Annotated in this window: 6 protein-coding genes; 5 read left to right on the top strand and 1 reads right to left on the bottom strand. The window is 48.6% G+C overall.

Features of this window, described 5'->3' with window-relative positions:
* The first annotated feature begins 16 nt into the window (after nucleotides 1–16).
* The 4 genes from PsAD46_RS24920 (at nucleotide 17) to PsAD46_RS24905 (ending at nucleotide 8590) form a co-directional block, all read left to right on the top strand.
* The gene (locus PsAD46_RS24920; RefSeq protein ID WP_063294112.1) at nucleotides 17–1855 is read left to right on the top strand and encodes a type I secretion system permease/ATPase; all 1839 of its coding nucleotides are present in this window, start codon (nucleotides 17–19) and stop codon (nucleotides 1853–1855) included.
* A gap of 28 nt (nucleotides 1856–1883) precedes the next feature.
* Nucleotides 1884–3224, top strand: a complete 1341-nt coding sequence (locus tag PsAD46_RS24915) for an HlyD family type I secretion periplasmic adaptor subunit (protein ID WP_208982020.1) — start codon at nucleotides 1884–1886, stop codon at nucleotides 3222–3224.
* Nucleotides 3225–3803: 579 nt separating this feature from the next.
* The gene (locus PsAD46_RS24910) at nucleotides 3804–5990 is read left to right on the top strand and encodes an EAL domain-containing protein (protein WP_063294041.1); all 2187 of its coding nucleotides are present in this window, start codon (nucleotides 3804–3806) and stop codon (nucleotides 5988–5990) included.
* On the top strand, nucleotides 5987–8590 hold the full coding sequence (locus PsAD46_RS24905) for a hybrid sensor histidine kinase/response regulator (protein WP_063308097.1): 2604 nt from the start codon (nucleotides 5987–5989) through the stop codon (nucleotides 8588–8590). The genes PsAD46_RS24910 and PsAD46_RS24905 overlap by 4 nt, the downstream gene beginning before the upstream one ends.
* 13 nt (nucleotides 8591–8603) lie before the next feature.
* On the opposite strand, the gene PsAD46_RS24900 is transcribed toward PsAD46_RS24905, so the two are convergent.
* Nucleotides 8604–9584, bottom strand: a complete 981-nt coding sequence (locus PsAD46_RS24900; RefSeq protein WP_063308096.1) for a crotonase/enoyl-CoA hydratase family protein — start codon at nucleotides 9582–9584, stop codon at nucleotides 8604–8606.
* A gap of 1291 nt (nucleotides 9585–10875) precedes the next feature.
* On the opposite strand from PsAD46_RS24900, the gene PsAD46_RS24895 reads away from it, so the two are divergent.
* A complete protein-coding gene (locus tag PsAD46_RS24895) occupies nucleotides 10876–12408 on the top strand; it encodes a cryptochrome/photolyase family protein (RefSeq protein WP_063308095.1) in 1533 nt (510 codons plus the stop codon).
* Nucleotides 12409–12433 lie beyond the last annotated feature (25 nt).

Here is a 12433-nt window from a genome sequence, read left to right as displayed (position 1 = left end):
GCAAGCGAGCAAAACATTGCAGGTGGATGGTGTTCAACAAGAGCCTGCACATGGAGAAAAGCTTGCCAGCCAAAAGGGTAATTTCGCCTCCAGGAAGAATGGAGGACCCTATGAAGATATTGATTTTCGCAAGTTGATGCAGAATGGATTGGCGCGTGCCAAGGTAAACCTGCTTTATGTTGGTTTCTTTTCGTTTTGCGCCAGTCTTCTGATCCTGTCTGTTCCAATTTACTTATTTCAGATTTCCGACCGTGTTCTGACGAGCCGGAGTGTTGATACTTTGGTGATGCTGACAGCCATTGTTATCGGGCTTGTGCTTGCACATGTGCTGTTGGATATGTTCCGGCGCTTCATGCTCATGCGGGTTGCTGTGGATGTTGAAACACGCCTTGGTGGGCCTGTTTTGAGTGCCGCGGCGCGAGCGTCTCACAACGGCAGTAGTCAGGAATTTCAGGCTCTTTCCGACCTTCAGCAATTGAGAAGCTTCCTCACTGGTTCAGTTCTTTTAACCATCATGGATGCACCGGTTGCTCCTATATACCTGCTCGTCGTCTATCTGGTTCATCCTCATTTGGGGATGATTGTGACAACGACCATTCTGTTGCTTCTTGTGCTTGCACGGATCAACCAGAAGCTGACAGCTGTACCGTTTGGAAAGGCCAATGCGTTTTCCTCGCGTGCCAATCTGCAAGCTGAGGCAATGGCGAGAAACGCCCAGGTCATGAATGCGATGGGGATGATACCGGAAGGGGTGATTATCTGGGGTAAAGAGACTGCAGAGTCTTTGAAAGCGCAAATAATGGGACAAGACAGAAATGTCCTGATTTCTGCGATCTCAAAATTCATCCGCCTGTCGACACAGATCACGATGCTGGGATGGGGGGCATGGCTTGCGCTTTCCAATGAAATAACCGGGGGGATGATTATTGCAGCCTCTATTATTGGTGGTCGTGCGTTGGCTCCAGTTGAAGGTATTATTGATGGTTGGAAGAGCTATGTGGGAGCGAAGAGTGCGTATGGCCGTATTCAGAAGTTGCTCCATACTTCGCCCCTGAATGTACATCGGTTGCGCCTGCCGAATCCTGCGGGGCGGTTGAGTGTTGAGCGTTTGTTGTTTGTTCCACCGCCCAACAAACGCGTGATCCTAAATGGTATTTCGTTCCAGCTTTCTCCCGGTGAATCGTTGGCGGTGGTTGGTGCTTCGGGATCAGGCAAGAGCACGCTTGGGAAGATGTTGGTTGGTTCCCTTATTCCAACAGCGGGCAATGTGCGCCTTGATATGATGGATCTGCGGAACTGGGATAGCCGGCAGCTGGGCGAAAACATTGGGTATTTGCCTCAGGATGTACAGCTTTTCCCAGGCACAATTAAAGAGAACATCGCTCGCATGAACCGCGAAGCCAAAGATGAAGATGTCTTCAAAGCTGCGCAAATGTCGGACATCCATGAGATGGTTTCGCAGTTTTCTCAGGGGTATGAGACGCAGGTTGCTATGGATGGTGCACCGCTTTCTGGCGGGCAACGTCAACGTATTGGATTGGCGCGCGCGTTTTACAATAATCCGCGTTTGTTGGTTCTTGATGAGCCTAATTCTAACTTGGATACAATCGGGGAGCAGGCGCTTGCTCAGGCTCTTGAACGTGCAAAGCAAGATGGCATGACTGTTATTGCCATCACGCAACGGCCTGCTTTGCTGCGTTGTGTCGATAAAATCATGATGCTCAAGGATGGGACGGTTGCTGCCTTTGGCAGCCGTGATGAAGTGATGCCATTGATAACTGGTAAGCGACCCGGCATTCCACAACATCAAAATGCGCCGGGGCATAATCTGCCAGCAGCACAACCAGCTGAATAGTTTAAGCTTTTCTTATTTGGTGATTTTTATGTCTACTAGAGCTCTTATACTTGATGGAAGCTGGTATGAGGATGTGCCTCGCACAACTCGCGCGCCCATACTGGCTAGTTTTATCATTATTGCTTTCACATTTGCCGGTTTTGGGTACTGGGCTTCCAGTGCACCAATGGCAGGGGCTGTCGTCGCCTCAGGATCCTTTGTTGCCACTGGGCAAAACAAGATTGTTCAGCACTTTGAAGGTGGAATCATCAAGGAAATCCTTGTGAAAGAGGGGGATGTGGTGGCTGCTGGTGCAGTGCTGGTGAAACTTGATGAGACAGCAGCTAAAGCTAACCTTGAGCGCTTGTTGATCCGGCAAGCACGCCTTCAAGCTATTCAAGCGCGTTTGACGCAAGAGGCCAAAGGCCAGAAGTCATTGGTGCTGCCGAAGGAACTCTTAAGCACCGCGCAGGATGCCAAGATCAAGAGTATCATTTTGAACCAGTTGCTGACCTTCAAAGCTCGAACCCGAAAACTTCAGAGTGAAATTGATATTTTTACTCAAGGTATTAATGCACTAAAGGAGAGGATCCAAGGTGGCCAATCGCAGCTTGTTGCTGTGAAGGAGCAGATGGATCTCTTTCAGGAAGAGTTGGATTCCAAACAGAAGATCCTTGGAAAAGGCCTCATTCGGAAATCTGACGTACTTCGCATTCAACGCTCACTGGCCAATCTCAAAGGTGAGGAAGGTCGTATCCTTGCTGAGATTGGAGATGCGACTGAGCGTATCGCCAGAGCAAAGGCGCAAATTGTGAGGGCGGAGAATGAGGCCTCGCAAACTGCTGTAGGAGAGCTTCAGGTCGTTAATGCTGATTTGGATGATGTGAGTGAGCAAATACGTGCAGCGCAAGATGTTCTGCAGCGTGTTGAGATCGTAGCGCCAGTTCGCGGGATTGTTGTTCGGATGCGTTATCACACTGCAGGTGGTGTGGTTGAGAGTGGTAAGGATCTAATGGAAATCCTACCTCTGCAGGATGAGCTTATTATTGAAGCGTCGATCCAAACCACCGAGATTGACAACGTGAAAGAAGGGCAGAAGGCAATGGTTCGCCTGACGGCTTTGAACCAGCGGATTACACCGATGTTGGACGCAAGGGTCGTATACGTATCAGCTGATGCGTTGCGAAGTGAGGATCCTATGAGCGTTTCTGCTGATGTTTATAAGGCGCGTGTGAAGCTGGATCGTGAGAAAATTCCGACATACCTCAACTTCAAAGCAACGCCGGGCATGCCAGCGGAGGTGTACATCACAACGAGAGACCGCACCTTCTTCGATTACCTTATGGAGCCTGTTCGTGACAGCATGTCGAGAGCCTTCAGAGAGCCTTGATATTGGTCGAGCTTAATAGCTTGTTGCGTTAAGCTGGTTCAACCATATGAGCTTTCTGCAGTGTGATGTTTCTTGGTATAAGGTCTAATGCTCAGCAACCTCTACTAAGAATGATTCAAAGGAGAATGGCGGGCTATACCTGCTTTTTTTATGAGACTCACTTTTGTTACTGCACTCTTATTTGTTTAATTGTGCAGGCGCACTAGCTTTAAGTGAGTGTATGTGGATCTATATTCACAACTGTTTAGTGCAATTTGAAGAAAATTTTTTATTGTGTTCTCAATGTTTCAGTAACTAATTGGGCAGTCCTTTGATTTACCCTAGAAATCCCTGCAAACTGCCGCTTACGTTAGCTTTATTTTGTTGATGAAGGAAACTAAAGCGTCTGTGCACTGGCAGTGGACGACTGATGTATGCCGATAGGTAAATAGAACCACAAGTTTGATACTAGGCATTTAATGATAACTATTTGGCATTTCTTAACACTGTCTCCTTAAGCGAAGATAACCATGGGGTGAATTTGTTCAACTGCTGCGGGTGTTTGTTGCCTTCGGCAGTTAGGCTCGTGGTGGTAGCTGCATGACAACAATCGTTATTGTCGATGACAGGGCAATTAATAGAAGTATTTTTGAAAAGCTTGCTCTCGCTGTAGATGCATCTGTCAAAGTGCACTGTTTTGCTTCGCCGGTTGATGCTCTCGAATATATGGAGAGCAGCGTCCCCGACTTGATTATTACCGACTACAGTATGCCGGAAATGGATGGTGCTGATCTAACGCAAAAGGTGCGCGCGCTTGAGCATTGCAGCGATGTGCCGATTGTCGTCATCACCGTGTTTACGGATCGCTCGTTTAGAATTCGTGCGCTGGAGGCGGGCGCAACTGATTTCCTGCAAAGTCCGGTTGACCACAATGAGTTTGTCAGTCGGGCCAGAAACCTGCTTGCTCTGCGAGAAGAGCAAAATGCGGTCAAACGTCATGCTCGCTTTCTTGAACAGGAACTGGTCAACGTAGAGCAACAGAGCAAAGAAGCGCTCCGAGACTCCCGTGAGCAGCTGGCGCAAGTGATCGATAGTGTTCCGGCTATGATCACGACCAGTACACGAGATGGGCTATGCGCGTTCTCGAATGCGGCTTGGGCGCGCTTTCTGGACTCGACCACGGCAGATCTTGTTGGTGAAGATACTTACGGCAAGTTTGATAAGTTTACCCGTGAGAGAAATCGTCGTTTGGACCGCAAGGTTTTCATTACGGGCAGAGCCTTGCCGCCCTATGAAATTGAACAGCGAAACCATGCTGGTGATATCTTCCATTTTATCGTTACAAAAAGCCCTCTGCTGGACGTTGATGGGAACACAACGCATGTTGTGACGACCGCGACCAATATCTCTGACCGCAAACGTGCAGAAGCGCACTTGCTTCATATTGCGCACCACGATGCGTTGACGGGTTTGCCAAACAGAACCATGCTTGGCGAGCGCATTGATGAAGAGATTTTCCAGTGCCGAAACAGCGGTCGTAGCTTTGCGCTGCATTTTATCGACCTGGATCGCTTTAAATCAATCAATGATGCTTTGGGTCATCGTACCGGCGATCGCCTTCTGGAGGTGCTCGCAGAGCGTTTATTGCGCTGTGTAGATGGTTCGGACCTGGTTGCGCGATTGGGTGGTGACGAGTTTGCTATTCTCCAGACTGATTTGAAGAGTTCAGAGGAGGCTCTGCGCTTTGCTCAGCATTTGGTGAGTGTGGTTGAAGAACCGTTCCATATCAGTGGGCGGGAACTTCAGACGAGTGCCAGTGTTGGGATTACCAAATACCCGGAGGATGGCCTTAACAGCGAAGAGTTGCTGCGTTGCGCAGATATGGCCATGTACCAATCCAAGGCAGATGGTGGAAACACGTTCCATCTGTTTTCGACGAAGATGGATCATCACGTCAAAGAAACCGTCGCGTTGGAAGCTGAGCTGCGGAACGCGATTGAGCATGATCAGCTGGAACTGTTTTATCAGCCTCAGATTGATTTGCGGACTCAAGAGATTGTCGGTGCTGAAGCTCTGCTGAGATGGAACCGACCAGACTATGGTGTGGTTGCTCCCAACGTCTTTTTGGGAACAGCTGAAGAGGTTGGGCTTATTCTGCCAATTGGCGAATGGGTGATTTTTGCGGCTTGTCAGCAGGCAAAAAAGTGGCTTGACTTAGGGGTGGCGACGCCTCGGATTGCCGTGAATATTTCGCCAACACAATTCCGTAAGCAGAACGTGCCACAGCTTTTGAAAGATGCTTTGGTTTCCTGCAGTTTGCCGCCTGATAAGCTTGAGATTGAGATTACAGAGAACATCGTTCTGCATGGCTCAGAAGCAACTGTACGCGACTTGCGCGAGATCCGTGAGATGGGAATTGCGATTTCGATTGATGATTTTGGGACCGGGTATTCATCCCTCGCATATCTGAGCAGATACTCCGTTGATTGCCTGAAAATTGACCGGTGCTTTACGCGAGATATGATGACGGACCCGAACAACACGGTCATCATCAAGGCTATCGTTGGGTTGGGTAAGAGCCTTGATCTCTCCATCATTGCAGAAGGTGTCGAGACCCGGGAACAGGCTGAATATCTCACAGATGCCGGCTGTGAAATGGCGCAGGGTTACTTGTTTGGCAAGCCTGTACCTGCTGAGGACTTTTTACGTCTCCTTGAAGAGCAAGCGGCGAACTTGCAAGGGAACGGGCAGCAACGAGCGTTGGCTGGGGCGGAGTTTGAACTATGAACGACAACAGAAAAACGAAGCTGCAGTTGCTCCCGTTGAGCGGATTTAAGGATCTTTATAAGCGTATTATTCAGTTGGGCGGCGGTGAAGGCGAGATGTCTCTGAACCGTTTTATGTTTACCTTGCTGATCACGCCTTATCTTGCTTCCAACATCACTTTTGGATCTCATGAAAACTTCCAGACCAATGTCATCATGACCACGTTTGGTGTTGGGTCCCTGGCACTGCTTGCTCATCTGCTCTACTCGCAGAACATCAGTTCACTTCGTCGTGTTCTGGCGATCTTTCTAGATGTCGGGGCAGTCTCTGCCGGGCTGTATGTGGGAGGGGAATACCTTTCAATCCTGTTTCCTATCTATCTGTGGGTGATCTTCGGTAACGGATTCAGGTTTGGGTTGGATTATCTGGCATTGGCGACAATTGCCTCTGTGAGTGGGTTCGCTGTGGTGCTGACGACCCCATACTGGCAAGGTGAGTTCATTCTTGGTCTGGGTTTGCTTGGATGTCTTGTTGTTGTGCCGCTCTATGCAAGCAAGCTCATCAGATCGATGACCGCAGCACAGCATGCTGCTGAAACCGCTAATAGAGCGAAGACCCAGTTCCTCACCGCTGTCAGCCATGAGTTGCGGACACCGTTGAATGCGATCATTGGCATGGGTGACCTGATCCAGGACACGCAGTTGGATGCTGAGCAGCGGGATATGGCGAAGACCATCAAGTATTCCGGTAGCTCGCTCCTTTCCATGATCAACGGCATTCTTGACTTTAGCCGGATTGAAAGTGGTCGAATGATCGTCAGTCGGACGGTCTTTGACATGAACTCGATCCTGCGTGAAGTGACACAGATTGTGCAAGGGCAAGCGCGTGGTAAAGGCTTGATCATTTCGCGCTACGTGGACAGCAACTTACCTCCGCTCCTCGTGGGCGATGCGCGCCATATCCGCGAAGTTTTGCTGAATATTGCTGGCAATGCTGTCAAGTTTACCGAAGAAGGCTCCGTTTCCATTCGCGCAGTTTGCAAGGAAGCTGATGGTGGCGAAGTTCGATTGCAGCTGGAAGTTAAAGATACCGGTATTGGCATTTCTGAAGATGCTCAGTCGCGCATTTTTGACCGTTTCACGCAGGCTGATGACAGTATCGTGGATCGGTTTGGCGGGACAGGTCTTGGCCTTTCCATTGTGCGCGAAGTTGTCCGGGCGATGGGCGGTGAGGTGTTTGTCACCAGCCAGCCGGGGCAGGGCAGCACCTTTGTCATTGAGCTGAATGTAGGCCGTGCCGTCAGTGATGAGACAATTCGGCTTGAAGTGGAAGATGGGGCTGTTGCTATTGTCTCCAAACGCAAGGATCTGCGGGATGTTTGCGCTGCTTCTTTGCAGGATTGTGGCATTGAGCATGAGTGTTTTGAGACAGTTGGCAGTGCCTTCAGTGCCTTGCGTCAACAAACGTCCAGTGATGGCGGCAAGATTGTTCTCTTCGTTGGGGAAGATGTTCTGGCAGCGACGTCGGATAGCCTGCACTATGCGCTGAAATCGACTGGTCACCATCACAACGTCAATCTGATTCCAGTTTACTCAGCTGCATCGGAAGAAGAGTGCGAGGACGTTTTCCAGCCAAGTATTGTTTCTTCGATCAAAGTTCCGGTTTCCACGCAAGCGGTTGCGTGGGCTCTAAGGGCCGCAGGTGCGGAAGATGCGAAATCTGGCATGGAGCTTAAGGAAGAGCTACAGGCTTACTTCAGTCGCTATATTGGGCTGAACATTCTTGTTGCTGAAGACAACAAGACCAACCAGCGTGTTATTGAAAAAATCCTGCAAAAGGGTGGTCATACCTGCAAACTCGTCAGCAACGGCGAACTGGCCTTGGATGAGTTGGAAGATAACTCTTACGATCTGGCGATCATGGATATCAATATGCCGGTGCTTAACGGTATTGAGACCATCAAGCTGCATCGTATTACGGAACTTGGACAGGATCGCCTTCCGATCATAGCGCTCACAGCAGATGCAAGTCGCGCGGCTGCACGAAATGCGCAGGAAGCTGGAGCGGATGCATGTGCCACCAAACCGATCGAGCCGCAAAAGCTTCTGACATTGGTTGATGATGTGATCGCAGAAAGTGGCGTTTACGAAAACATCACCCGCAAGAAAATTGCTAATAGTCAGGTAACGTCAATTTCCGAGCATCCTCGGTTTTCCTCTGAAGTTTCCTCTGGGATCGACTATGCAAGCCTGTCACAACTGAGAACACTTGGTGGTCTGGATTTCGTTATTGCTGTGATTGAAGATTATCTGAAAGACACCACACAGCTACATCGCGATATTAAAGCTGCATTTGAAGCTCGGGATGCAGAGCTATTTCGGGCAAGTGCGCATGCGCTTCGTTCTGCTTCAGTCAACCTTGGGGCGACGGAAGTTGCGAAACTGAGTGATGACATGGAGAACTTGCCTGCGCCTCAAATGCCGATCTTAGGTGAAGACATGCTGCGTAAGCTGTCAGGCAAGATAAAGCGTGATCATGAAAACCTGACCAGATATCTACAGCAGCTCAAGCAGGAAGGAAGTAATCCTATCAACCGCTTGAGCACACTGGATTTTTCTTAGAGCCAGTACAACTCTAGAAAGCTTGTTTACGTACAGATGGAGCACCGAGACGATCCTGAGCTTTTGTCAGGCGCTCCATCTTTTTCAAGTCCTGGTCGGACAAAGACAGAGCGGCGTCGACCCAAATCTCGACGACGTCAATCAGTTCTTCATAAGCGACTGGCTGAACCGTGCGGCCTGCGCGATAAATGGCAGAGTGAGCGGTGTGCTTGCGTGCGTTCTTGGTGATGTACTGCTGAACCGCAAACGGTGCTTCACCTTCTTCAACAACTTCATGAACAATTTCCATTTCATGAAGTTCTTCAGCTGAGTAGAGGCGTCCACTCATAAGCATTTTTTCTGCAACACGGCCATCGACCATGCGTGACAGGAAGCTGTAAGCACCCATGCCTGGGAACAGATTGAACAGAACCTCCGGCAGGCCGAATTTGGCTTGACGTTCTGCGATGATCACATCGCAAGAGAGTGCAGTTTCAAATCCACCACCTAATGCATCTCCCTGAATCATGCCGATCGTGACGATTGGCAGGTTTGAAGAGATTGCGTTGCGGTAAACAACGTCAATGCAATCAACGGCATACTTGTGAAGCTTCTCACGGTCTTTTTCGCGGATAAGCTGGATGAACAGGTTAAGATCACCGCCAAGATTGTAAACGCCTGGAATACGAGAGGCAACGACCTTGAAGTTGATCGGGCACGGATCTGCTGGCTGATAAGTCTCAAAAAGACGCTTCATCACGGCCTGTGACTGTGCGAGTTCGCTCAGCAACTCAGGTGTAAAGCAAGGACGCCCTTCGCTTTTCATATAAAGCCAGAGAGCTTTTGTTGTTTCGTCGAATTCCAGATCAACCCAATTCAACTGAACAGACGCAAATTGCTGTGCAATTGAAACAGCGGCGACATCCACAACTGGATGTGTGCCAGACTTTAAGGATGGCTTTGTTGTTCCAATTAAGGAAGGAAAGTTGGATCTATGCCCCGTTAGATCAGACATCTCAGCCCCTACAAAATTTGCCTATGCGTTACAGTGGTTTTGGCACACCCCAGATCAGTCTATTTTTTGCTTTCGACTGTATTATGTGCAATCAAACATGGTAAATAATATATTAATACCAATATGTATGTCGAGCAAAAAAGTTATTGCACTGCATGTGTGAAGTAGTTACCCAGCGTCATTGTGACTAAAATTTTAGCTTTATTGTTAACCATGAATATTAACTGTTGGACTCTTAAAGCTTATAGATATGATTACTTAAGAGTTGGAGTGGGGGTTCCCAATAGGTAATATGAAACTAAGCTGAGGCTTGTAGTAAACAATTCAGTTATAAGTGGAAATGGAGCGCACCTATACAAGCAAAAATAATCATCAGTTTTGGATCTCTCAAATTGTTACTTAAATCAAAGTATAATATTTAAAATATTAGTAATTCATACATTGCGAAAACTAACCAAAATTCGTTTGTTGCTTGTTTAGCGAGTTAGTCAGGCAATTTCATCTGATTGAGAGAGCGTATTTTATCACGTAACCTTAACCTATAAGATCGCTATTTGGACTTTACGAGAAACTCTGGGATCATATAAAAATCAATAAATACAACGATTTATGAGTTATTTTTGGGCAACCTTCAGGAATGCTCTCGTTGAGTATTGCTATCGCGCTTTGCAGTTGCAATTTTCGGGTTTAACTCGTCTTCCTAAGGTGTTCTGCCTAAAAAAACGGCACTTATACGCTTGATGAACTTTTACCATCATAAGCGTCGATTTTTTTGTACAAAACGTGGAAAACTGCTGAATTGCGCTGATTTTGAGGTGTTAGACAGCAAATCACTCGTCTGGATTAACGTAAAAAATGGTCGTTTTGAGAGCAACAAAGAGCGGACTTGAGCGTCATTGCTGTGATGGTTTGAGCTTCTCCTACCAACTTTGCGATGTCGATGAGATATGTGTTTGCGACAGTTTGCGTTCATCGGTCAGAAGCGGTGAGCGCTTTTGTAAAAGCTGCGTTGAAATGTGAAAAACACGCTCTCTTTCATCCACTCGCGCGTCTTACTGTCTAGTCACATTGAGCGACGCATTTGCTGCAGTATGGACATGGTCGAGCTATGGCACCAATGCTTCGTGCTGAGTGAAATGAGTGATCTTATCCTGAATGCTTGACTGAGCTTGTGAGTGGAGACAAGGGGCCTCAGGTGGAGGCTTGGCTTAATTGTTGGGTATAGCTTCGTTGTTGCTTGCGCTCTACCTTTTGGGGAGTTTGATGGGCTGCCTTGAGGGGAGAACTGCAGATGCGTTTGCGCCTGGTGCTTGGGGATCAGCTGAGTTCGTCTCTTTCCAGCCTGCGCGATGCCAAGCCGGGTGAAGATGTCATTGTGATGGCCGAGGTGCGTGAGGAAGCGACTTATGTTCGTCATCACAAGAAGAAGATTGCGTTTCTGTTTTCGGCAATGCGTCACTTTGCCGAGGAGTTGAGGTCTCGGGGGCATCGGGTTGTTTATGTAAATTATGATTGCGCTGAAAATACTGGTCGCTTGTTTGGGGAAGTCCTTCGATTAATCAAGAACGACACTGTTTCTGAAGTCATTGTGACAAAGCCCGGTGAATATCGCCTGCTGGATGAGATGGAGAGCTGGCAGGAGCGGTTGGGTGTGCCGGTAGAGCTGCGTGACGATGACCGCTTTCTCTGCTCTGCTGAAGGTTTTCAAAAGTGGGCGTCCGGGCGAAAGAGCTTACGGCTGGAGTACTTTTATCGAGAGATGCGACGTGATCATGTCATCTTGATGGAGGGTGACAAACCTCTGGGCGGACAGTGGAATTATGATCATGACAACCGCAAGAAGGCACCAAAGGAGTTGGATGTTCCGGCTCCTTTTTCTGTAGAGCCAGACGAAATCACAGAGGAAGTTCTGGCGCTTGTTGCGGAGCAGTTTCCCGAGCACTTTGGTGACTTGCAGCCGTTTTCTCTTGCTGTGACGCGTGAGGATGCGCTTAAGGCGCTGGATCAGTTTGTTGCTGAGCGTCTCGGCAAGTTTGGTGATTATCAGGATGCTATGGTTCAGGGCGAACCCTGGATGTTTCATAGTCACATCAGCTTCTACCTCAATTGCGGATTATTGCTTCCTCTCGAATGTGTTCGTGCGGCGGAGCGGGCGTATTTTGACGGGACTGCACCGTTGAACTCTGTTGAGGGTTTCATCCGCCAGATTGTGGGGTGGCGAGAGTTTATTCGTGGGATCTATTGGCTTTCCATGCCTGACTACGCAGGACTAAATTATTTTGAGGCCTCTCGAAACTTGCCTGAGTTTTACTGGACTGGAGAGACGCAGATGAATTGTCTGCACCAGTGTATTGTTGAGACAAAAACGAATGCCTACGCGCATCACATTCAGCGGCTGATGGTAATCGGGAATTTCTCGTTGCTTGCCGGGCTTGCTCCCAAACAAGTGAGTGAGTGGTATCTCGCAGTTTACGCGGATGCTTATGAGTGGGTGGAGTTGCCCAATGTGAATGGAATGATCTTGTTTGCGGATGGTGGGCTGTTCGCTTCAAAGCCATATGCAGCCAGTGGTGCTTACATCAACAGAATGTCGAACTACTGCGAGCATTGCACTTATTCTCACGCAACGAAGACGGGTGAGAAAGCCTGTCCCTTCAACTACCTTTATTGGAATTTTCTGGATCAGAATGAAGAGAAGCTCCGAGGCAATCCCAGAGTCTCGATGATCTACCGCAGCTGGGACAAGATGAGTGACAGCAAGAAGAGCGAGATCAGAAGTGATAGCCGCCGTTTTCTTGGGCTGTTGGATGAGACGCAAGCGTGATCTGAAAGTTACCTCGCTGCGTAAG

Source organism: Pseudovibrio sp. Ad46, assembly GCF_001623065.1.
Taxonomy (GTDB): Bacteria; Pseudomonadota; Alphaproteobacteria; order Rhizobiales; family Stappiaceae; genus Pseudovibrio.
Note: the sequence above shows the minus strand (reverse complement) of the source record. Positions and strands in the feature narration are given on the sequence as shown.

Bases quoted from the DNA above. Each gene is read 5' to 3' on its own strand.
- PsAD46_RS24910 (WP_063294041.1), top strand. From the start codon at position 3,804: ATGACAACAATCGTTATTGTCGATGACAGGGCAATTAATAGAAGTATT.
- PsAD46_RS24915 (WP_208982020.1), top strand. From the start codon at position 1,884: ATGTCTACTAGAGCTCTTATACTTGATGGAAGCTGGTATGAGGATGTG.
- PsAD46_RS24905 (WP_063308097.1), top strand. From the start codon at position 5,987: ATGAACGACAACAGAAAAACGAAGCTGCAGTTGCTCCCGTTGAGCGGA.
- PsAD46_RS24895 (WP_063308095.1), top strand. From the start codon at position 10,876: ATGCGTTTGCGCCTGGTGCTTGGGGATCAGCTGAGTTCGTCTCTTTCC.
- PsAD46_RS24900 (WP_063308096.1), bottom strand. From the start codon at position 9,584: ATGTCTGATCTAACGGGGCATAGATCCAACTTTCCTTCCTTAATTGGA.